The sequence below is a fragment of the [Micrococcus luteus] ATCC 49442 genome, assembly GCF_010367585.1.
GTDB lineage: Bacteria > Actinomycetota > Actinomycetes > Actinomycetales > Micrococcaceae > Arthrobacter > Arthrobacter luteus_A.
The window spans coordinates 523,801-544,474 of the sequence record NZ_JAAAXP010000001.1 but is presented as its reverse complement, the minus strand read 5'-3'; the positions used below and the strand labels follow the sequence as shown (position 1 = coordinate 544,474).

Below are 20,674 nucleotides of genomic sequence, written 5' to 3'. Positions count from 1 at the left end.
CCCCTAAAAGTTGGGTTGGTTCTTTGAAATTAAGCGTACGACGGCGGGCGGGCGCCCGCCGTCGTACTCTCACCGATTTGGTTGAAGATTAAAGCATGCAGCTGACGCAGCCGTCTACTTCGGTCCCTTCCAGCGCAAGCTGGCGGAGACGGATGTAGTAGATGGTCTTGATGCCCTTCTTCCAGGCGTAGATCTGGGCCTTGTTGATGTCGCGTGTGGTGGCGGTGTCCTTGAAGAACAGCGTCAGGGACAGGCCCTGGTCCACGTGCTGGGTGGCGGCGGCGTAGGTGTCGATGACCTTCTCGTAGCCGATCTCGTACGCGTCCTGATAGTACTCCAGGTTGTCGTTGGTGAGATACGGCGCCGGGTAGTACACGCGGCCCAGCTTGCCTTCCTTGCGGATCTCAATCTTGGACGCCACCGGGTGGATCGAGGAGGTGGAGTTGTTGATGTAGGAGATCGAGCCCGTCGGCGGCACAGCCTGCAGGTTCTGGTTGTAGATGCCGTGCTTCATGACCGAGGCCTTCAGCTCGCGCCAGTCATCCTGGGTGGGGATGTGGATGTTCTTGAACAGCTCCGCGACCTTCTCAGTCTGCGGCACCCACTCCTGCTCCGTGTACTTGTCGAAGAACTCGCCCGACGCGTACTTGGACTTCTCGAAGCCGCCGAAGGTCTGCCCGGTCTGGATGGACAGCAGGTTGGAGGCGCGGATGGCGTGGTACACCACCGAGTAGAAGTAGATGTTGGTGAAGTCCAGGCCCTCTTCGGAACCGTAGTGGACCCGCTCGCGGGCCAGGTAGCCGTGCAGGTTCATCTGGCCGAGGCCAATGGCGTGGCTCTGGTCGTTGCCGCGGGCGATGGAGGGCACCGAGGTGATGTTGGACATGTCCGAGACAGCCGAGAGGGACCGGATGGCCGTCTCGATGGTCAGGCCGAAGTCCGGGCTGTCCATGGTCTTGGCGATGTTCAGCGAACCCAGGTTGCAGGAGATGTCCTTGCCGGTCTGGTCGTAGGACAGGTCATCGTGGTACGTGGTGGGCTGGGAAACCTGGAGGATCTCCGAGCACAGGTTGGACATGATGATCTTGCCGTCAATCGGGTTCTCCCGGTTCACGGTGTCCTCGAACATGATGTACGGGTAGCCGGATTCGAACTGGATCTCGGCGAGGGTCTGGAAGAACTCGCGCGCCTTGATCTTGGTCTTCTTGATCCGGGAATCGTCCACCATCTCGTAGTACTTCTCGGTGACCGAAACGTCGGAGAACGGCATGCCGTAGACCTTCTCGACATCGTACGGGGAGAACAGGTACATGTCCTCGTCCTTCTTGGCCAGCTCGAACGTGATGTCCGGGATGACTACGCCCAGCGAGAGGGTCTTGATGCGGATCTTCTCGTCCGCGTTCTCGCGCTTGGTGTCCAGGAAGCGGTAGATGTCCGGGTGGTGCGCGTGCAGGTACACGGCGCCGGCACCCTGGCGGGCACCGAGCTGGTTGGCGTAGGAGAAGCTGTCCTCGAGGAGCTTCATCACGGGGATGACGCCGGAGGACTGGTTCTCGATCTGCTTGATGGGGGCGCCCACTTCGCGGATGTTGGTCAGCGCGAACGCCACACCGCCGCCGCGCTTGGACAGCTGCAGCGCCGAGTTGATGGAGCGGCCGATCGATTCCATGTTGTCTTCGATGCGGAGCAGGAAGCAGGAGACCAGCTCGCCGCGCTGCTTCTTGCCTGCGTTCAGGAACGTGGGGGTGGCCGGCTGGAAGCGGCCTTCGATGATCTCGTCCACCATCTGCATGGCCAGCTTTTCGTCGCCGCGGGCCAGGTGCAGGGCCACCATGCAGACGCGGTCCTCGTAACGCTCCAGGAAACGCTTGCCGTCGAACGTCTTCAGTGTGTAGGACGTGTAGAACTTGAACGCGCCCAGGAAGGTCTCGAAGCGGAACTTCTTCTTGTACGCGCGGTTGTAGAGCTCGCGGATGAAGTTCATCGTGTACTGGTCGAGCGTTTCGCGCTCGTAGTACTCGTTCTTAACCAGGTATTCGAGCTTCTCTTCCAGGTCATGGAAGAAGACGGTGTTGTTGTTCACGTGCTGCAGGAAGTACTGGTGAGCGGCCTCGCGGTCAGCCCCGAACTGGATCTCCCCGTTCGGGCCGTAGAGGTTCAGCATGGCGTTGAGCTCGTGATAGCCCAGCCCCTTGTAGGCAGCCGGCATCTCGGGCTTCTCGACGGCGGCACTCAGCTTTTCAGCTGCTGCGCCCTGGCCTTCGGCCCTGGTTACTTCTGTGTCTGCGACAGTCGTGTCCAAAACGTGTCCAATCCATTGTTTACGCGGGCCACGTCTTCTGGCGTGCCCATAAGTTCAAAGCGGTAGAGCCGGGGTACCTGGCATTTCGCCGCGATGATGTCCGCGGCCATGCAGTAGTTGTCCCCAAAGTTTGTGTTGCCTGCACCGATGACCCCGCGGATCAGTTGCCTGTTCTGCGGGTTGTTCAGGAAGCGGATGACCTGCTTGGGTACCGAGCCCTCTCCTCCGGTGCCACCGTAAGTGGGCACCACCAGCACGAACGGCCGGGTGGCAAGAAGGGGTGCGTCCTTCGCATGGAGCGGAATCCGTGCCAGCTCCCGTCCCAGCTTCGCTACGAAGCGGCTGGTGTTCTCGGAGGTGGAGGAAAAGTAGATGAGCTGACTCTGCGTGGTGACAGGCGGTACCTGGGCCACTTGGGCCCCGGCCACTGCTGCCACGGGAGTCACCTCATGTGAGTGTTGGAAGATTGCCGGTTGGCGGAAAGCGGTGGCCTCAGGCCACGGAGGAAACGGCAGACAGTGCCAGTTCCTCGATCTTGTCAGGGCGGAAGCCTGACCAGTGGTCCTGGTCCGTGACCACAACAGGTGCCTGCATGTAGCCCAGCGCCTTCAGGCGCTCGAGTGCATCGGCGTCCTGTGAGATGTCAACGCTCTGGTAAGCGATGCCCTTTTTGTCCAGCGCACGGTAGGTGGCGTTGCACTGCACACATGCAGGTTTTGTGTAAACCGTAACGGTCATGGTTCCCTGTCCCCTTTATCGAAATCTACGCTCGTCTTTGTCCCGCCCAAGCTGTACGTCGATACTACATGTAGTGCAGACGGCTCTTCGGAACCCCAAGATGATGTATTACAAGTATGTCATTTTATGCACCTTTAATCCACAGGCGGAGGCCTTCAAAATGTCCGGATTCCAGCGTTTTTTGCAGACGAAATCCACACCCTGTGGAGTACTTAGCCACAATTAACGCCCTGCGTGTCGCCTGGTAGACGGGCGTGTCGCACCCTCTGGCCAGGCCCTGTAAACGAGTCCCGGAACATGTAGTGGCCCGTGACATGCGACGAGGTACGGAACAGGGTGCCGCGCCTCACAGGCTCAGCCTCTCGCCGCGAGGTTGTCCCGGATCTCCCGGCGCAGGACTTTGCCAATGAGCGAACGCGGCAGGGAATCGAGCACCACTACCCGGCGCGGCACCTTGTAGGCAGTCAGCTGCTCCCGCGCAAAGGCCAGAAGCGCATCAGGATCGATGGTGGAGCCCGGGATCAGAACCACGGCGGCTACGACGTCCTCGCCGCCGCCGGGCCGCGGCAACGCCACCACGGAGACCTCCGCAACGCCTGGGAAGGTGGCGATGACGTCCTCCACCTCGCCGGGCGAAACGTTGAACCCGCCCGTGATGATCAGTTCCTTGATCCGGTCCCTGATGGTCACGAAGTAGTCATCATCCACCGAGACGATGTCCCCTGTGCGGAACCAGCCGCCGTCGAGCAGGGAATCTTCAGTCTCTTCCGGACGGTTCCAGTATCCGGCGAACACCTGCGGCCCGCGGATCAGGAGTTCCCCTTCCTCGCCCGGGGCACGGTCCAGGGCCACATTCTTCGGATCCACCACCCGGATGTCCGTCAGCGGGAAGGGCACCCCCACGGTGCCGGGCTTTCGGCTTGGTCCGAAGGGGTTGCCAATGGCGATGGGAGAAGTTTCGGTCAGTCCATAGCCTTCGATGAGGTGGCCTCCGGTCGCCCTCTCCCAGGTCTCCACAGTGGCTGTGGGCAGGTTCATGGCCCCGGAGATGGAGAAGCGGATGCTCTCCAGCCCGATACCGCGCTCCGCAGCGGCAGCAGCAAGACGGTCATAGATCGGCGGCACGGCGGGTAGGAAAGTCGCGGGAGACTTCCTGTGCTCCTTCAACACAAGGTCCACGTCGAACTTGGGGAACAGGACCAGCTTCGCGCCGATGCTGAGGGCGAACGTCATGCACAAGGTCAGGCCGTAAGCATGGAACATCGGCAGCACCGCATACACAGTCTCTCTGCCATCCTTCAGCCCGGGAACCCAGGCCCGGCCCTGGGCGGCGTTGGCCTGCAGGTTCGCGTGGGTGAGCATGGCTCCCTTGGGCAGGCCGGTGGTGCCGGACGTGTACTGAAGAACAGCAAGGTCCCGGGCAGTGGGACGCGGCTGCTTCTTCTTGAGCTCCCCGGCTTCGAGGAGCTGCCGCCATGGCAGCACCGGGCGAACAACGGGTGCTGGCCTACCCCTCGGCTCACCCCTGCCGACCGTGAGGGCGGCGCGGGCCTTGCGGGCGGCGGGTATCGGGAGCTTCAGCGCCAGCCGCTGCGGCAGTGGCATCGCGGGGATGAGTTCCACCGAGACAATGGTGCGGAGTCCGACGTCGGCCGGCAGCTGACGGACCCGCTCCACGGCCTTGTCCCAAACGATCGCGACGGCGGCCCCATGGTCTTCGAATAAGTGCCGCAGTTCCCGGTCCGTGTAGAGCGGATTGTGTTCGACCACCACAGCGCCGAGACGCAGCACGGCGTGAAAGGCGATCACGTGCTGCGGGCAGTTCGGCATCACGAGGGCCACCCTGTCACCGGCTTTGACGCCCAATTTCTTCAGGCCGGAGGCGGCCCGGCTGATCAGTTTTCCCAGCTCACGGTAGCTCGTGCGTGCGCCGAAAAACTCAAGGGCAGTTTTGGAACCGTAGCGACGCACGGACTGGTCCAGGAGGTCCACCAGTGATCCCTTGGGCAGCACCAGATTTGCCGGCACACCCGGCCCGTAGAAACTCGTCCACGGGCGCTCACTCCAGGGCTGCCCCGGCTGTGACGCGGCCAGCTGCGCCGCCCCGCCGTCGGGCGCCTTCCTTGTGATTCTCTTCATCATCAGTCCTTGCCGCTGGAGTCTGCGAGCTTACCTGCGCGCCGCAAGAAGCCTACCGGTGCGGCCCGCAACGCCCGGTGGAGCAAGGGTGGGACGGCCTTTACCAGCGGTCTCGGTTGATTGTCAGACCCCCTTGTCATGATGGGTATATGAGGAATCCGGTGGTGGCGAAGGCGTATGCGGAGATCACCGCTGCCGTTGCTGTGCTCACCGGAGTGGTCAACGGCGTGCTCACCGGTGAGGCGGGCGAATCCGGCCCTGGTGGACTTTCTCCGGGGGTCGATCCGTTGCAGGAATTGTCCGGGGATTGCCTGGATATCCTGACCGGGGCCGCGGAAGCGGACGCGCAAATTGCCGGGTTGAAAGCCCTTGCGGCCGCGACATTTGTTGCGGCCGCGGACGCGGCGGCCCCGCCGGACGCTTCGCCACGGGCCCGGGAGATGGCAGTCACCGCCGAGGTCGCGTGTGCCCTGACCATTGGCGGCCGGGCGGCAGGTTCGTTCCTCGCCCTCTCCCACGCCCTGACCACTGCTCTGCCGCTGACGTTGGGCGCCCTGCAGGCAGGCACCATTTCCTGGCAGCACGCCCGGGTCATGGCGGACGAAGCCGCCACCCTCGACCCCGCCGGCGCCGCCGCACTGGAAGCCCACTTCCTGGACCCGGACGCGCCGGGCGCGGCCACTGGCTGTCCCGCCGGGGAGATGCCGGCGTCCCGGTTCCGGCACCGGGCCCGGACCTGGCGCGAACGCCACCACACCGAGAGCCTCGAGAAACGCCACGCCAAAGGCCTCCTGGACCGGCGGGTCGAATACACCCCTGACCAGGACGGGATGGCCTGGTATTCGGCCTACCTGCCAGCAGACCAGGCGGTCGCAATCTCGAACCGAATCACTGCCATCGCCCGCGGGCTGCAGGGCCCTTGTGAGAACCGGACCCTCACCCAACTCCGCGCCGATGCCTTCGCCACCGCGCTCCTGAGCAGCGGAAATCAAGTCAGCAACAGAGCCCTAGACGGCAACGAAAACCAGGACGGCAGCGGCAACCCGGCGGAACACAATCCAGGCCACGTCCCGCCGCCGCGGGCCCAGGTCCTGATTACCGTGCCGGTGTTTTCCCTGCTCCGCGCCACCGATGAGCCGGCGATGCTGGACGGCTACGGCCCAATCCCGGCATCGATGGCCCGGGACCTCGTAGCGAATGGGGCCGACTCGTTCTATCGGGTTCTGATCGATCCAAGGGACGGGGCACCGCTGGAGATCGGGCGGTCCAGTTACCGGTTGAGCAAGGCCATGCGGCAGTGGTTGCGGCTGCGGGACGGCAAGTGCCCCTTCCCGGGCTGCAGCAACAACTCGCTGGACAACGATGCCGACCATATCCTTGGTTGGGCAAAGGGAGGCACCACCGGGGTCTCGAACCTGGGACAGCCATGCCCCAAACACCACAAGCTCCGGCACAACGGCGGCTGGCAACCCACACCCGCCACCAAGAACGAACCACCGGGCTGGATTTCCCCCTCGGGAAGGCGCTACAAGAGCGAACACCAGGACTGGGAACCTCCGCACTGGCCCAATCAACTCAAACCGCATGAAAAATCCAAGGAAGGTCACCCGGACGGCTACCCGGACCTTGTCCACCTCGGACTTTCGCTTGGGGAAGAGGGCTTGGAGAGTCTCCTCCACGCCCGGGCTTGACACGGGCCGGTGCACGGCGGTGGCTACCGCTGCGCCTCCCAGCTGTTGTTACAGCTGCGCCTCCCGGCGGTCCAGCACAATCTGCTGCACATCCAGGTAGCCGGACTGGAAGCCCGCCCGGGAGTAGCACAGGTAGAACAGCCACATCCGCTGGAACACGGCGTCGAATCCCAGTTCCCCTACCTCCTGCGAGCGCGCTACGAACCTCTCCTCCCAGAGCCGCAGCGTCGCCGCGTAGTGATCGCCCATGCCCATCCGTTCGCGGACCCGGAGCGTGGTGTGCTGCTGGGTCACGCCTTCAATGGCCCGCACGGAGGGCAGGAACCCGCCCGGGAAGATGTACTTGTGTACCCAGGTGTAGGCGTTGCGCGTGGCCAGCATGCGGCCGTGCGGCATGGTGATCGCCTGGATTGCCGCCTTCCCGCCCGGGGCCAGCACCCGGTCGATGGTCTGGAAATAAATGGGCCAGTATTCATAACCCACCGCTTCGATCATTTCCACTGAGACAACGGCGTCGAACTCGCCTTCCACCGCCCGGTAGTCCTGCAGCGCCACCGTTACCTGGTCCGCGTACCCGGCGGCCGCGATGCGTTCCTGTGCCAGTGCCCGCTGTTCGCTGGAAAGCGTCACGCTGTAAACAGTGGCGCCGCGGGCAGCCGCACGCAGCGCCAGTTCGCCCCAGCCGGTCCCGATCTCAAGCAGCCGCGTGCCGGATCCGACGCCGGCCTGGTCCAGCAGCCTGTCGATCTTGGCCTGCTGCGCCTCTGCCAGGACCTCCCAGGGAACGGACTCCAGCGCGCCCTCATTCCGCGGGAACAGGGCGGAGGAGTAGCTCATGGTGGTGTCCAGGAAGTTCGAGAAGAGCTCGTTGGACAGATCGTAGTGCCGTGAGATGTTGCTGCGCGTGTTCTGCTCTTCGTTGCGTTCGTGCCGAGGCGTCCGGGGCAGATACAACGTCCGGAGCGTCTGCAGCGGCTTGGGAATGAGTGTGCCCACGGATCCCGCGAAGACCTCCAGCACCCCGGCCAGATCAGACGCCTCCCAATCCCCCGCCATGAACGACTCGCCCAGTCCAATCAGGCCGTTGTCTCCGATCCGCCGTTCAAACGCTTCCGGCCTGAGCAGGGTCATGACCGGCGCCTCGGTGCCGCCGGTGCCCAGGACCGACCCGTCCGGGTAGGCAACGCGCAATGGCAAGCGCCGGACGGCTGCCTTGAACAGCAAGCCTGCGGCTTTGCCTGCGATGACGGATTTAGTGCCCGACGGCGCGTGGGCAACTCCCGGCCAGATGTCCGGATCGATGGTGGCCGGCGACGCCGGTACCCCGGCGGCGCTGTTGCCTGCCAGCGGGTGCCGCGCGGACTTCCCGGCGGGAACCTGCGCAGCGGCCGTTCCGTTCTCGTCGGTCATTGTCATTGAACTGCCTCCTGTGAGGGGTGGTGTGGCCTTTTGACGACGGGCAGCCGCCTTGCCCAGAGTTTAAGTCCCTGAAACCTGATCAGGGCGGATACCAGCAGCGGTGCAGCCGGAACAGCGACGGCGGCTGCCAGGACGTTCCTGGTGGTGGCCGGGCGCCGGTCACCGTCCATGGTTGCGACGAAGGGCCGGTGCCCTTCCCGCTCCAGGATGATTGAAACGTTGAGGCGGTCCTCCGGAGCCGGCACCTTCATCCGGTATTGACCGTCCACATCGTTGAAGGGTGAGACGTAAAAAGCTTTGGGAACGCTGGCCCTGCCGGACGCATCCGTCTCCAGGAGGTAGCAGTGGCGTTCGCCGTAGGTGTTGTGGACCTCGGCTACAACACACTGCAGTTCGCCGGACTCCCGGTAGCACCAGAAAAGCGTCAGCGGGTTGAATACATGGCCAAAGACCCTGGCGCTGGCCAGCATCCGGATGGGCCCGCCGTCGGGCTCTATTCCACGGCTCCGGAGGAACCGTTCCACGTTGCTGCGGAATGTGGCGGCGGGATCGCCGAGGTGGTCGGCGGCACGGAAGACCGCCAGCGGCCGCAGCGGCCAAGGAAGGTTCGGCAGCCGGTCCACGTCCACAAACCAGCTGTAGCTCCGGTAAGTGAACGCATTCTTTAGCGGAGTCTGCCGCACATGGGAGATCGATGTGCGGTAGATCGCTGCCGTTGTGCTCATGTTCCCTCCGCGGCTGTCATGAGCTCCGGTGCGTAGGGTTCCGCCTCCGGAGCGGGCCAGCTGCGGCCCAGGCTGGCGGCGGCACGGACGCCGGACAACGCGCCGTCCTCGTGGAACCCCCACCCCAGATAGGCGCCCGCGTAGGCGATGCGGTAATCGCTCAAGGCTGCGATCTTCTGTTGCGCACGGAGGGATTCGGGTGTGTATTGCGGGTGCTCATAGACCATACGTTCCAGAACACGGTCCTCGCGGATCAGGTCGGACTCCCCCAGGCTGACCAGATACGGCTGGCCGTCGGCGGGCTGCAGACGCTGCAGCCTCGTGAGGTCATAACTGACCAGGACCTTGTCCGGCCGGGCATCGCAATCCGGAAGCCGGTAGTTCCAGGATGCCCGGGCGTTCTTTGCCACGGGCATCACGGCAGGGTCGCGGTGGAAGACCGTCTGGTTGACCGAGTAGGGCATGGCCCCGAGTGCTTCCTTTTCAGCCGGGGTGGCATCTGCCAGGAACCCGAGGGCCTGAGCGGGATGTGTGGCGATAACCACCGCCTCGAAATCCTCCACGCCGTCAGCGGTGTCCACTTCGACGCCGAGGGCGTGCCGCCGGATGGCTGTGACGGAGCTGTTCAGCCGGATGTCCGGCAGCGTGGCGGCCAGCTTCTCCACGTACTGCCCCGACCCGCCGGTGACGGTCCGCCACTGCGGCGAGCCCTTGACGCCCAGCATGCCGTGGTGGCCCAGGAAGGTGAAGAGATAACGCGCCGGGTAGGACAGTGCCGTGGTGGCGTCACAGGACCAGACCGCGCTGACCACCGGGGTCATGAAATGGGAGATGAAGTAGGGGCTGAACCGTTCCTTCGCCAGGAATTCGCCCAGGGTGAGCTCGGCACCGTTGGTGCCCATGCCGCCGTCGGACGCTTCCCCCGCATCGATCAGGGCCCGCGCCCGGCGGTAAAAGCGCATAACCTCAGCCAGCATCAGCAAGTACCGGCCACGCAGCAGGCTTGACGGCCGGGCAATGATCCCTTTCCCGCCGTCGCGCGCACCCGCGAATTCCAGGCCGCAGCCATCGCAGCGGATGGACATGCTCATTTCAGAATCCTGAGTCTCCACGCCCAGCTCGGCGAACAGCCGCAGCAGGGTGGGATATGTCCGCTCGTTGTGGACGATGAAGCCCGTGTCGATGCCGAAAGTGGAACCGTCCGGCTGCGGGACGCTGTGCGTGTGGGCGTGGCCGCCCAGCCTGCCGTCGGCCTCGAAGAGCGTGACGTGGTCGTGCCGGTTCAGTACGTAGGCGGCCGTAAGGCCCGCCACACCGCTGCCGATGACCGCAATGCGCCTTCTGGCGCCTCCACTCCATACTGGGGTCGGTGACAACCTTTGCTCCTCTGCTGAACATCTGCCATTGGATAGACACCGGCAATTCGGAACCGTGAGCGCGTTGGATGGGTGGGCCGGCAGGGATCTTTTTCATCCAACGGGCCTGCAGCAGTAGGGTGGGCGGGTGGTCAATCCCGTACACCTGAAGACCCTCCTTGAGGTTACCCGGCTGGGTTCGTTCGCTGCCGCCGCGGCACGCCTGGGTTACACCGCCTCGGCGGTCTCCCAGCAGATGTCCGCCCTCGAGCGCGAGGCAGGCGTGATCCTCTTCCAGCGCTCCGCCCGCAGCGTGATTCCCACGGAGGCCGCGATGGTGATGACACGGCACGCGGCAAAGGTGCTGACCGACATCGAGGCCCTGATGGCAGCCGCCGCCAAAACCCACGACAGCACCAGCCAGGAACTCAGGCTCGGCATCTTTCCCAGCCTTGCCACATACGTCCTGCCGCGCATCCTGAAAAATCCGGCCTGGAAAGACCTGGGCATCGACCTCCGCGTCTCGGTAGCGGAACCATCCCAAACCATCCAGGGGCTGCGCACCGGCGGAGAACTCGATGTGGCGCTCGTCTTCCAGGTGGGCCAGTCCGGGCTGGCCTGGCCCCACACCATTAACCGGCAGTGGATCGGCGACGACAACTTCCGTGTGGTCCTTCCGGCGGGCTGGGGCTTCGGCGCGGAAGCAAAGGTGGCGGCGGACCACCTCTCCGAGCTGCCGTGGATCATGCACCACCCCGGAACCCCTGATGCCGTGGTGATCGAACGGCTCTTCGCCAGCTGCAACCTGCACCCCCGCGTGGTGGCCCACAGCGACGACTTCCATGCCAGCCTGGAAATGGCTGCGGCCGGACTGGGCGCCGCGCTCGTGCCGGAACTTGCGTTACTGAACCGGCCGGCGGGTGTGGTGGTGCTCGATGTTCCGGAGATCCGGCTGGCACGGAACGTCTTCGCGCTGCTGATTAATGAGAAGAAGACCGCCCGGGTGCAGCTGTTTGTGGACCTGCTCGCGGAAACGCTGGCGGGCCTGGGAGCTGTAGGCAAATAGCTCCGAACGCTGGAATGCACAGCGCTTCGGGTCTATGTTGAAGGTATGAACAGGGTAGCGAGCCAGCACTTTGGAGAAATCGAGCTCAACCACGGCAGGGACCACAACGTCGCTGCCAGACATGAGCTCGGGGGCCAAACGCTGGAACTCGACCTGAACATCAATGCGCATGACCATTTCGACGAAGCGGCCATGCACAAGGTGGATTACCGGCTCAGGTTCCTCCCCGAACTCGTGGACGAGGTCCGGCAGATGATCGCCGACGAACTGGAGCAGGAAGGCACCAGCCCCCAGGAGTACCTCCGCTTCCACTGCAGCGCACTGAAGGACGAACACCTGCAGAAGGTGTTCGGCGTGGAGGACCGCAGCCAGCTCACCAACGACGTCTTCCTCAAGGCCCTCAAGCTCGGCCACGTGGGCATTTTCCCCGGCCAGCCTGAGCGCTACTTCGTCCTGGACTTCACCCTCGGCGCCCACTTCACCGACGAGGTGCTGGTTGCCTCCGCGGACGAAGACGGCGTCGTGGACGACGAAATCCTCTGGGAGTCCTGAGCTCAACCGACCCGCCCCATGAGCCATGGATAAGCGCAGACGTTGGCGGCTGGCGGCGGAGCTGCTGCTTGCCGGCGTGGTGGTATCCCTGCTGGCGGGCCTCCTGCACGCTGAAGCGGGCGATGCCAATGACCACGCCGCCTCATTCGCGGCTTACGCTGCCAGCGGGATCTGGACTGTGGTGCACCTGGGCCAGTTCCTTGGCATGGCGCTGCTGACCGCCGGGTTGTTTGTGCTCTTGCCTGCGCTCATTGTCCGGCCAGGACTCCTCGCCGTGACTGCCCGTTTCGGAGCACTGGCCGCGGCCACGGCCCTGGCACTCTACGGAGCGCTCCAGGCTGTGGACGGCGTTGCCCTCAAGCAGGCCGCGGATGCCTGGGCAGCCGCCGCCGAGCCTGAGAAGTCCATGAGGTTCGCTACCGCGGAAGGCATCCGCTGGCTCGAGTGGGGACTGCGCAGCTACCAGAGCTTCCTGTTGGGCGCCGCCCTGATACTTTTTGGCATCGTGGTGGCGGCGACTCGGCACGTATCCCGGCTCATCGGCTACCTGATGGGCCTGTCCGGGGTGGCGTACCTGGCCCAGGGCTGGATCATCGGGGCATCCGGTTTCGCCGCCGCCAACACGTTGCCCACCCTGTTCGGGATCGTGGTGACCGTCGTCTGGAGTGTGTGGCTGCTCGTCAGTGCGCTGCGGATGTCATCGAGTGCTCCGTAAGCGCCCTTTTGAGAGCTCAAAAGGGCGGTTATGGAGCAGTCGATGGGTTAAAGCGCGACGGCGGCCGGTCACCTGGGTGACCGGCCGCCGTCGTTGTGGTTCTTTGGGTTACTTCGCGGCTTGCAGCAGGCCGGCGCGGACGGTTTTGGTGGCCTTGACCAGGTTGCGCAGGGACTCTTCGGTCTCGGCGTAGCCGCGGGTCTTCAGGCCGCAGTCCGGGTTGACCCAGAGCTGGCGGGACGGGACGTGCTTGACAGCGGTGGCCAGGAGTTCGGTGACTTCGGCTTCGCCAGGAACGCGGGGCGAGTGGATGTCGTAGACGCCCGGGCCAACGCCGCGGCCGAAGCCGTGGGACTCGAGGTCGTGGACAACCTCCATGCGGGAGCGTGCTGCTTCGATGGAGGTCACGTCGGCGTCGAGGCCGTCGATCGCGTCGATGATCACGCCGAACTCGGAGTAGCAGAGGTGGGTGTGGATCTGCGTGGCATCGGCAGCACCGGCGGTGGCCAGGCGGAAGGAGTCAACGGACCATTTCAGGTACGCGGCGTGATCGGCCTTGCGCAGCGGGAGGAGTTCGCGCAGGGCGGGCTCGTCCACCTGGATGACCTTGATGCCGGCTGCTTCGAGGTCGGCGATCTCGTCGCGCAGTGCCAGGCCGACCTGGTTGGCGGTCTCGCCCAGCGGCTGGTCGTCGCGGACGAAGGACCATGCCAGGATGGTGACCGGACCGGTGAGCATGCCCTTCATGGGCTTGTTGGTCAGCGACTGGGCATACTCGGCCCAGGCCACCGTGATGGGGGCACTGCGGGTGACATCGCCCCACAGGATGGACGGACGCGTGCAGCGTGAGCCGTAGGACTGGACCCAGCCATGGACCGTGACGTCGAAGCCTTCGAGGTTCTCGGCGAAGTACTGGACCATGTCGTTGCGCTCGGGCTCGCCGTGCACCAGCACGTCGTAGCCGAGCTCTTCCTGCAGCTCCACAACGCGCTTGATCTCGTCCTTCATGAGCTGCCCGTACTGCTCGTTGGTGAGGTCGCCCTTGTTGTTACGGGCACGGGCCGAACGGATTTCGGAGGTCTGCGGGAAGGAGCCGATGGTAGTGGTGGGCAGCGGCGGCAGGTGCAGGGCCTCTTCCTGGGCGGCCTCGCGGACTGCGTAGTCGGAGCGGCTGAAGTCGGCGGCGGTCAGGGCCCCGGTGCGGGCGCGGACGTCGGTGCGGTACACACCGTTAGCGGCAGCACGGGCTGCGATGACGGCGGATGCCTCGTCGATGGCGGCCTTGGCCGAGGCGGGGTCTGCCAGGTAGGACGCGAGGGTCCTGACCTCAACAGCCTTCTGGTCAGCAAAGGCGAGCCAGCTGCGGAGCTCGTCGGAGAGCTGGCCCTCTTCGGTGACATCGTGCGGAACGTGCTGGGTGGACGTTGAGGTGCTCACTGCAAGCTTGCCGGCAGCAGCCTTTAGTTCATCCAGCTTGGCGGCGGAGACGGCGAGGTCGTTCCGCCAGATGTTGTGGCCGTCAACGACGCCGGCAACCAGGGTCTTGTCCCCCAGGGCAGCAAGTGCCGCTGCGGAAGGAACTGCGCCCTTGAAGGCGTCGATGTGGAGGGCATCGATATTGGTGGCGGCCAGCGTACCGAGCTGACCGTCCAGGGCGCCGTAGGGGGTGGAGACAAGGATCTGCGGGCGCGTGGCGGTGGCGGTGAGCACCTCATAAGCGCGGGCAACGGCGGCTTCAATTTCGGCGGCCGGGGTGTCCTGGTCAACTACCAGGGCGGGCTCGTCAAGCTGGATCCAGCCGGCGCCTGCAGCGGCGAGCTTTTCGAGCAGCTGCACGTAGACCGGCAGGACGTCCTCGAGGCGGGACAGCGGGGCGAATCCTGCGGGGGCGTCGTCGGACGCCTTGGAGAGCAGCAGGTAGGTGACCGGGCCCACGATGTACGGGCGGGTCTCGATGCCGTTGGCCAGGGCGAACTCGAATTCCTCCACGATGCGGTTGGATGCCAGCGTGAAGTTGGTCTCGGGGCCGATCTCCGGCACAAGGTAGTGGTAGTTGGTGTCGAACCACTTGGTCATTTCCAGCGGCTGCTGTTCCTTGGTGCCGCGGGCCAGGGTGAAGTAGCCGTCGATGTCCAGCTGGCCCTCGGCGTTGAGGAGGTTACCGAAGCGGGCCGGGACTGCGCCGAGGTGGGCAGTGGCGTCCAGCACCTGGTCGTAGTAGGAGAATGTTCCCGGTACGGCAGCGGCCTCGGTGAGGCCGAGTTCCTGCAGGCGCTTGGCGATGGTCAGCTGGATGTCCTTGGCGGCGGCGTCCAGTGCCGATGCGTCGATGGTGCCGGCCCAATAGGCTTCGACGGCTTTCTTCAGTTCGCGGCGGCGGCCGATGCGGGGGTAGCCCAGGAGGGAAGCGGCCGGGAACGGTGTGCGGGCGGTGTTGTTTTCAGGCATGGGAAATTCCTTGGAGGTTGAAGCTGGAAGTGGTGTGAAAGTGCAGGCGGTCAGCTGGCGAGCCGGGCGTGCCTTGTGGCGTTGGAGCGGACAGCGGCGCTGCGGCGGCCAACTGAACGGACGTGGCGCGGAAGTGCCAGTTTGTCCAGCACCTCCAGTGCGCTCACGTGTTCATTGAAGGTGTAGAGGTGGATGCCCGGCGCGCCGGAGTCCAGCGCCGCGTTGGCCAGGTCAACGGTGGCGCGGACGCCGATCCGGAGCCGCTCGGCCTCAGTGTCGGCCCCGGCCAGGCGGGCCAGGAGCTCCGGTGCCGGCTGGACGCCTGCCAGCTCGCCGAGGCGGGTGACGCGGCGCAGGCTGGTCAGCGGCATAACACCCGGGATGATGGGGATGGTGACACCCGCACGACGGGCCCTCGTGATGAGGTCCGCGTACTGCGCGGTGTCGAAATAGACCTGCGTGATGGCGAAGTCCGCGCCGGAGCGCTGCTTTGCGAGCAGCACCTCAACGTCATGCGCCTCGCTGGGTGACTCCGGATGCCTGGTGGGGTAGGCGGCCACTCCCACGGCGATCTTGCCCGCGCACAGCAGCGCTGAACGCCGCTGCTCAACCCGGCGGATGAGTTCGATCAAATCCTGGGCATACCGCAACGAACCGGCAACCGGCGGTTCGCCGTCCTGGGGACGGTCGCCGCGGAGCGCCAGGATGCCGCGCACCCCGGTGTCCAGCAGGTCCCCGATGATTTCGGCCAGCTCGTCCGGCGTGTTGCCCACACAGGTCAGGTGGGCGAGCGGCCGGAGCGTGGTTTCCAGCACGAGCCGGTGGATGAGTTCGACGGCGGTGTCCCGGTTCGAACCGCTGGCACCATACGTGACGGCGACATAGTCCGGCTCGGTGGCCTCGAGTTCCCGGATGGTGGTCCAGAGGGACTCTGCGGCCGCCGGAGAACGTGGCGGGAAGAGTTCATAGGAGAGCGCCACGGGGGCCGTCTCGGTCAGGTTTGGATGTGTTTCTATAAGGCTTGGCGGTGACATTTGCGTCCTTGGCTTTGTACCATTGACGGCTACCGGCCAGCAGATGTGGCGGTGGTGCCGCAATGAATTGAGTTTGGGGAACACGGAAGAACTCCACAAGGACGCAGCCGCGACTGTTACGCCTGGAATGAAGTTGTCCGTGAGCAAATGTCAGGCCCACATGGGGGCACCCACACCCTCCATAGCGGAGGATCGCTGACACGTTACCTCGGTAACTTGTATAGAACTCTAGGATCCCAAGGGACGCCGTTCAAGTCCACCACCGAATTAAGACGCGGGTTTACGCCTTATTGCGTCACACCGCAGAATTTTGTTCGTCACCAGGGCTTGTCAGGACCCGCACCGAAGTCATCGTCGCTCAGGTACTCGTCCCGTTCACGCCCCGAATTCCGTTCACTTTGGGCATCGCGGGTGCTCTTGTTGAGCTCCTCGAGCCGGCTTTGGTGTCCCGGTTCGGCAGGAGTGTCCTCCTGCCCGGGTGAAGATCCCGGGTCCGGCGCCGTGCCGGCGGCCGCTTCTGCGGACTTTTGGGTTAGCCGCTCCGCTGCTTGTTCCAGCTTTTCCCCTGCCTCGGCCTCGGCACGGCCCGCTCCCCCGCCTGCTTCGGCGGCTGCGTCGAAGCAGCCGGCCGGCGCAGCCTCCACCACCGCCAGGCCTTCGGCGAAGAGCCGGGCAGCCGCCGTCGGATCCCCTGCAGCGGCCCGGGCATCACCGAGGCGCTCGATGCTGAGCACCAGATTGACCCTGATGACGCATTCGTCATCCTGGCCCGCCACCTCCAGCGCTTCCTCGAAACGCTGCCGGGCTCCGGCGAAGTCGCCGGCGAGGAACAGGCCGTCACCTTCCGCGAACGGCGCCTTGTGCGGTTCCGTAAAGTTGGCGATGCGCAGCCCCGCCACAGCCTCCGCCACTGCCCGCGGGTCGCCTGCTTCGAAGGCCCGTGCAGCGTTGCCGGCCAGCACACCCACGCTGAGCAGCTTGGCAGCCAGGCACAGTATCAGCAGGACAGGCAGCAAAGACCACCAGAGCAGCCGACGGCGGCGCGCGAGCCTGTGCCCGGACGGCACCTGTGCGGGGTGCATCATTTCCGTGCCTCCTCTGCGTGCCCGACTGCGGCTTTCTGTGCGTGGTCAGGCACCGCAGACGCGCGCGGGAGCCGCCGCCAGTGGAGCAGCAACAGGAACGCCTCGCGCAGGCCCAGCAGGAATGCCCCGAACGCGAGGATCCAGTAGAACTCGGTCCGGCCATCAAGTCCGGAACCTTCCGGGGCCCGCTGCAGCTCGCCCGGGTCCGCGGCCTGCATCATGGGCGCCACCGCGTCTCCGGCCGAACGGTGGACATAGGGGATGCCGAGCTGGTCCGCGATCCACTGGAGCCGGCCCTCATCGATCACAGACAGTGCGTCCCTGCCGCTCCCGGTGGTGCGGTCCTGGATGTATCCGCCGTCAGTGCCGGAACGCTGACCCGTGTTCTCCTTCATCCGGCCACCTTCGGGCGTGCCGTAGCCCAGCACCGCTCCCCCGTTGACCAGTCCGCCGTCGGGCTTGATCGCCTCCGGTGCCGCTGCACTGGTTTGTTCCCCGTCGCCGAGGTAGTAGACCAGCCGGGGCCGTTCGGGGTGGCTGTCCCGGGCGGCGCGCAGCCGCTCTGTCAGCAGCTTCCCGGCGGCGGTAACGCTGCTTCCCTTCGAAAAGGCGGTCACCTGGGGCTGCAGTATTGCGACGGCCGTGTCCAGCGCCGTCGTGTCCGTGGTGAGGGGCATCCGGACCACAGCGCTGCTGTCGAACGTCAGCAGGGAGAACCGGGCTCCGGCGAGTTCACCGGCGACGGCCATGATGTCCCGGCGCACGCCGTCCAGCCGGGGCGAGCCGCTTCCGTAGTCTTCGGCCACGATGCTGCTGCTGGTGTCCACCACAAAAAAGACATTGACGTCGGCGGTGGCGGCCTGGCTGCTCCCGCCGGGAACACCGGGGCGGAGGGCCGCAGCAAGGAGCAGCAGTACCATGGCGCTCCGGAACAGCCACTCCCGCCGCTGCCGGCTGCCGGCCGGTCCGCGGGACGCCACGGCCAGCCGCCAGCCAAGGAAAACCGCCGACGCGGTGACGAGGATGGCCATCAGCCACCAGGGAAGGATCGGCTGCAGGGTCATGGCCTCAGCCGCCAGGATGCGCCGGCCAGCACCAGGCCGGAGAGCAGTGCCACTGTCAGCGGCACATCAGGAACGTCCGTGACAACGGCGCGGGGGGCGCCCTGCAGTGCGGCGGCTTCCTTTTCCTGCACGCGCCGCACAATGTCCGCCACGGCATCGGGAGTGTCCAGCGCGTAGTAGGCACCGCCGCTGGCATCGGCTGCCGCACGCAGCGTGGCCCCGGGCTGGTCAGGGCCAGGGCCGTAATCGAAGTCCCCGGGATTCAGTGCGTACACACGCACGCCGGCCTCCTGTGCCAGGACGCCCGCCTGTTCAAGGGTGAAAATCGGGTCGCCGGAGAGGAAGTTGTCTGTCGCGAGGACAACGGACCGCGAGCGCTGCTGGCTGTCGGCACCACCCGGCCCGGCGCCGGGGAAGCCGTTGACGCAGGAGGCCAGGCCGTCGCCGATCAGCGACGATCCCCGGCCGCTCCACGTGCCGTCCAGGAACCCCGCACTGCCGGGGTCGCCGTCGAAGGCATCCTTGGCAAGCGTGAGTTGTTCCTGCACGTACTCGTAGTCGTCGGTGAGCGGGAAGACCTGGACGGCGCTGCTGTCGAAGATGGTCAGGCCTACGCGTTCGCCGTCAAACTCCTTCGCCAGGACGCCGAAGACCTCCACCACGGCAGCGTCGGCGCTGCTCATGGAGCCGGAGGTGTCCAGGCACAGCATGATGTCCCGGTTCCGCTGCCCGGGGCTGATGGTGGTCAGTTCCGCCGGCCGGGCAGCGGCGGCCACGGCGGACACCAGCAAGGTGGCTGCTGCGAGCGCGGCCACGGCGAGCCAGCGCCGGTGGCGCCGCAGGGCAGCCTGGTATTCGGGCAGGGCGGTGAGGCGGTCCGCGTTGGCTACCAGCCGTCGTCGTTCGTTTGCCTGCGGGTCAGGACGGTACGCACGCCAGAGTGCTGCACCAGCAAGAACGGCGGCCGGCGGGATCAGCCACCAGAACATCAGTTCCATTGCCACACCGCCTGGCGCGCCGTCTCGGCCGATTGCTCAACCTGCGGCAGCGGCTCCAGCCCGAACTCACCCGGGTAGATCCTGCGGACGGCTTCAGCAACCGCCGGCAGGGGGTGGGCGTGCAGCTCAGCCAGCGTCATGCGTGGAGCATCAACACCCGTGACGTCACGGGCGAACCTGCGCACCAGCAGGCTCAGCTCAAGGTGCGACTCCCGGGCAGTCAGGAGCCCGGCGGCGGCATCGGCCGTCACGGCGTCGATCCTGTGCAGATAGGCCGCCTTCAGGTCGTTAAGGTCCGACGGCGGGGTGAACCGGGCCAGCGGCGGGGGTGACCTGCGCGGCCGCGTGCTGAGGAGCACAAAGCCGTACCAGGCCAGGATCACGGCGAGAAGGGCCAGGCCCGCCCACAGCCAGCCCGTGCTGTACGGGAGCGGTCCGATGATGCCGGGGTCAGCCTGCACGCCGGTGCCTTTCCAGGAGGGCGAACAGTTCAGTCATGACCGTGCTGCTTCCGGTCACGTGGCCTTGGGTGACGCCGGTCCGGCGGAACATGGCCAGCCTGCCGGCGTCCCGCTCCTCCGCGGCCCTGGCGTAGGCCGCGGTGACAGCTGCGGAAGCAGCCAGGTGCCCCAACAGCGCGGAGGAGTCGGCCACGTTCAAGGCGTCCTGCGGGATGCTGCCGTCCCCGGCCAGGTCAGCGTCCCGGACGGTGAGCCAAAGGATCTCATGCTGGGCGCGGAGCCGGCGCAGCAGCTGCTCAGTGCCCGGGCTGGCGGCCAGCTCGTCGGCCACCACAAACAGCAGGAACCTGCCCTTGACCATGCGGGCCACGTGGTCGAGCTGGTCATCAATCCTGCTGGGGCCGGAGTCCGGGCCGGCAGCCGAGTCGACGTCCCGCAGGAGCCGTTCCAGGTGCGCTTCGCCTGCCTTGGCCGGAACCGTGCGCGTGCCGTTGGCGTCACCGTGGACCAGGCCCACCACATCGCCGTGCCGGTGGGCCAGGTACCCCACCACACCGAGGGCCATCACGGCGATGTCCTTTTTGGTTCCCCCGTCGCGGGCTTCAGCCGCCATGTTCCGCCCGGTGTCGGCGATCAGCAGGACTGTCTGGCGGCGAACCGCCACATACCTCTTGATGAGCGGGGAGCCATGGCGGGCGGAGGCCTTCCAATCAATATCCCGTACGTCGTCGCCGGGAACGTAGGCGCGGAGATCGTCAAAGTCCAGGCTGCGGCCACGGAAGACGGAACCGTATTCACCGTCGAGCATGCCGCGGGCTTTCCGGTGGGCGAAGATGGCCATCTTCGACTTCACACGCTGGAGGAGACTGGTCACCGCCGGGC

General features: G+C 65.6%; 18 protein-coding genes. 4 read left to right on the top strand and 14 right to left on the bottom strand.

Annotation, left to right across the window (positions count from 1 at the left end):
• Nucleotides 1-88: 88 nt before the first annotated feature.
• The 4 genes from nrdE to GUV69_RS02500 all read right to left on the bottom strand — a co-directional run bounded on the left by nrdE (nucleotide 89) and on the right by GUV69_RS02500 (nucleotide 5,179).
• A complete protein-coding gene (nrdE, locus tag GUV69_RS02515) occupies nucleotides 89-2,209 on the bottom strand; it encodes a class 1b ribonucleoside-diphosphate reductase subunit alpha (protein WP_164206157.1) in 2,121 nt (706 codons plus the stop codon).
• 62 nt (nucleotides 2,210-2,271) lie between these two features.
• Complete coding sequence (gene nrdI, locus GUV69_RS02510; protein WP_431197091.1) at nucleotides 2,272-2,748, bottom strand: class Ib ribonucleoside-diphosphate reductase assembly flavoprotein NrdI; 477 nt, start codon at nucleotides 2,746-2,748, stop codon at nucleotides 2,272-2,274.
• Nucleotides 2,749-2,794: 46 nt separating this feature from the next.
• Nucleotides 2,795-3,040: a glutaredoxin-like protein NrdH gene (gene nrdH / locus GUV69_RS02505; RefSeq protein ID WP_164199421.1), complete on the bottom strand. Its 246-nt coding sequence runs from the start codon at nucleotides 3,038-3,040 to the stop codon at nucleotides 2,795-2,797.
• Between the two features lie 354 nt (nucleotides 3,041-3,394).
• Entirely contained in the window at nucleotides 3,395-5,179 is a 1,785-nt protein-coding gene (locus tag GUV69_RS02500) for a long-chain-fatty-acid--CoA ligase (RefSeq protein ID WP_164206155.1), read from the bottom strand.
• Nucleotides 5,180-5,328: 149 nt separating this feature from the next.
• Between GUV69_RS02500 and GUV69_RS02495 the strand changes: the two genes are divergently transcribed.
• A complete protein-coding gene (locus tag GUV69_RS02495) occupies nucleotides 5,329-6,870 on the top strand; it encodes an HNH endonuclease signature motif containing protein (protein ID WP_164199419.1) in 1,542 nt (513 codons plus the stop codon).
• Nucleotides 6,871-6,918: 48 nt separating this feature from the next.
• Here the strand turns inward: GUV69_RS02495 and GUV69_RS02490 are convergent, their stop codons facing one another.
• Genes GUV69_RS02490 through GUV69_RS02480 form a run of 3 tightly spaced genes read right to left on the bottom strand, consistent with a single transcriptional unit; the run spans nucleotide 6,919 to nucleotide 10,390 of the window.
• Nucleotides 6,919-8,286 carry a class I SAM-dependent methyltransferase gene (locus tag GUV69_RS02490; RefSeq protein WP_164199417.1) on the bottom strand — a complete coding sequence of 456 codons (1,368 nt, stop codon included), beginning with the start codon at nucleotides 8,284-8,286 and terminating at the stop codon, nucleotides 6,919-6,921.
• Nucleotides 8,283-9,014 (bottom strand): DUF1365 domain-containing protein, encoded by a 732-nt coding sequence (locus GUV69_RS02485; RefSeq protein ID WP_164199415.1) that lies wholly within the window; start codon nucleotides 9,012-9,014, stop codon nucleotides 8,283-8,285. Before GUV69_RS02485 ends, GUV69_RS02490 begins: the two co-directional genes overlap by 4 nt.
• Nucleotides 9,011-10,390, bottom strand: a complete 1,380-nt coding sequence (locus tag GUV69_RS02480) for an NAD(P)/FAD-dependent oxidoreductase (RefSeq protein ID WP_164199413.1) — start codon at nucleotides 10,388-10,390, stop codon at nucleotides 9,011-9,013. Before GUV69_RS02480 ends, GUV69_RS02485 begins: the two co-directional genes overlap by 4 nt.
• Before the next feature lie 127 nt (nucleotides 10,391-10,517).
• Here GUV69_RS02480 and GUV69_RS02475 point away from each other — a divergent pair, with 127 nt between their 5' ends.
• From GUV69_RS02475 to GUV69_RS02465, 3 genes are read left to right on the top strand one after another with little or no spacing between them, the layout of a single operon-like run.
• Nucleotides 10,518-11,435 (top strand): LysR family transcriptional regulator, encoded by a 918-nt coding sequence (locus tag GUV69_RS02475; protein WP_164199411.1) that lies wholly within the window; start codon nucleotides 10,518-10,520, stop codon nucleotides 11,433-11,435.
• A gap of 45 nt (nucleotides 11,436-11,480) precedes the next feature.
• On the top strand, nucleotides 11,481-11,987 hold the full coding sequence (locus GUV69_RS02470; RefSeq protein WP_164199409.1) for a DUF2004 domain-containing protein: 507 nt from the start codon (nucleotides 11,481-11,483) through the stop codon (nucleotides 11,985-11,987).
• Nucleotides 11,988-12,012: 25 nt separating this feature from the next.
• Nucleotides 12,013-12,702, top strand: a complete 690-nt coding sequence (locus tag GUV69_RS02465) for a DUF4386 family protein (protein ID WP_164199407.1) — start codon at nucleotides 12,013-12,015, stop codon at nucleotides 12,700-12,702.
• 108 nt (nucleotides 12,703-12,810) lie between these two features.
• Here GUV69_RS02465 and metE read toward each other — a convergent pair whose 3' ends face one another.
• From metE to GUV69_RS02430, 7 genes are all read right to left on the bottom strand, one after another.
• Nucleotides 12,811-15,150 (bottom strand): 5-methyltetrahydropteroyltriglutamate--homocysteine S-methyltransferase, encoded by a 2,340-nt coding sequence (metE, locus tag GUV69_RS02460; RefSeq protein ID WP_164199405.1) that lies wholly within the window; start codon nucleotides 15,148-15,150, stop codon nucleotides 12,811-12,813.
• A gap of 50 nt (nucleotides 15,151-15,200) precedes the next feature.
• Entirely contained in the window at nucleotides 15,201-16,184 is a 984-nt protein-coding gene (locus GUV69_RS02455; RefSeq protein ID WP_164199403.1) for a methylenetetrahydrofolate reductase, read from the bottom strand.
• Nucleotides 16,185-16,501: 317 nt separating this feature from the next.
• The gene (locus GUV69_RS02450; RefSeq protein ID WP_244292593.1) at nucleotides 16,502-17,269 is read right to left on the bottom strand and encodes a hypothetical protein; all 768 of its coding nucleotides are present in this window, start codon (nucleotides 17,267-17,269) and stop codon (nucleotides 16,502-16,504) included.
• On the bottom strand, nucleotides 17,266-18,333 hold the full coding sequence (locus GUV69_RS02445) for a VWA domain-containing protein (RefSeq protein WP_164199401.1): 1,068 nt from the start codon (nucleotides 18,331-18,333) through the stop codon (nucleotides 17,266-17,268). Before GUV69_RS02445 ends, GUV69_RS02450 begins: the two co-directional genes overlap by 4 nt.
• The gene (locus GUV69_RS02440) at nucleotides 18,330-19,331 is read right to left on the bottom strand and encodes a vWA domain-containing protein (protein ID WP_164199399.1); all 1,002 of its coding nucleotides are present in this window, start codon (nucleotides 19,329-19,331) and stop codon (nucleotides 18,330-18,332) included. The genes GUV69_RS02445 and GUV69_RS02440 overlap by 4 nt, the downstream gene beginning before the upstream one ends.
• Nucleotides 19,322-19,792, bottom strand: coding sequence for a hypothetical protein (locus GUV69_RS02435; protein WP_164199397.1), 471 nt, complete (start codon nucleotides 19,790-19,792; stop codon nucleotides 19,322-19,324). The genes GUV69_RS02440 and GUV69_RS02435 overlap by 10 nt, the downstream gene beginning before the upstream one ends.
• The gene (locus GUV69_RS02430; RefSeq protein WP_164199395.1) at nucleotides 19,782-20,666 is read right to left on the bottom strand and encodes a DUF58 domain-containing protein; all 885 of its coding nucleotides are present in this window, start codon (nucleotides 20,664-20,666) and stop codon (nucleotides 19,782-19,784) included. Before GUV69_RS02430 ends, GUV69_RS02435 begins: the two co-directional genes overlap by 11 nt.
• Between the last annotated feature and the right edge of the window lie 8 nt (nucleotides 20,667-20,674).

What these genes read in the sequence shown, in the direction of transcription:
- nrdE (WP_164206157.1), bottom strand. Translation starts at nt 2,209, where the DNA reads ATGCCGGCTGCCTACAAGGGGCTGGGCTATCACGAGCTCAACGCCATG.
- nrdH (WP_164199421.1), bottom strand. Translation starts at nt 3,040, where the DNA reads ATGACCGTTACGGTTTACACAAAACCTGCATGTGTGCAGTGCAACGCC.
- GUV69_RS02500 (WP_164206155.1), bottom strand. Translation starts at nt 5,179, where the DNA reads ATGAAGAGAATCACAAGGAAGGCGCCCGACGGCGGGGCGGCGCAGCTG.
- GUV69_RS02495 (WP_164199419.1), top strand. Translation starts at nt 5,329, where the DNA reads ATGAGGAATCCGGTGGTGGCGAAGGCGTATGCGGAGATCACCGCTGCC.
- GUV69_RS02490 (WP_164199417.1), bottom strand. Translation starts at nt 8,286, where the DNA reads ATGACAATGACCGACGAGAACGGAACGGCCGCTGCGCAGGTTCCCGCC.
- GUV69_RS02485 (WP_164199415.1), bottom strand. Translation starts at nt 9,014, where the DNA reads ATGAGCACAACGGCAGCGATCTACCGCACATCGATCTCCCATGTGCGG.
- GUV69_RS02470 (WP_164199409.1), top strand. Translation starts at nt 11,481, where the DNA reads ATGAACAGGGTAGCGAGCCAGCACTTTGGAGAAATCGAGCTCAACCAC.
- GUV69_RS02465 (WP_164199407.1), top strand. Translation starts at nt 12,013, where the DNA reads ATGGATAAGCGCAGACGTTGGCGGCTGGCGGCGGAGCTGCTGCTTGCC.
- metE (WP_164199405.1), bottom strand. Translation starts at nt 15,150, where the DNA reads ATGCCTGAAAACAACACCGCCCGCACACCGTTCCCGGCCGCTTCCCTC.
- GUV69_RS02455 (WP_164199403.1), bottom strand. Translation starts at nt 16,184, where the DNA reads ATGTCACCGCCAAGCCTTATAGAAACACATCCAAACCTGACCGAGACG.
- GUV69_RS02450 (WP_244292593.1), bottom strand. Translation starts at nt 17,269, where the DNA reads ATGATGCACCCCGCACAGGTGCCGTCCGGGCACAGGCTCGCGCGCCGC.
- GUV69_RS02445 (WP_164199401.1), bottom strand. Translation starts at nt 18,333, where the DNA reads ATGACCCTGCAGCCGATCCTTCCCTGGTGGCTGATGGCCATCCTCGTC.
- GUV69_RS02440 (WP_164199399.1), bottom strand. Translation starts at nt 19,331, where the DNA reads ATGGAACTGATGTTCTGGTGGCTGATCCCGCCGGCCGCCGTTCTTGCT.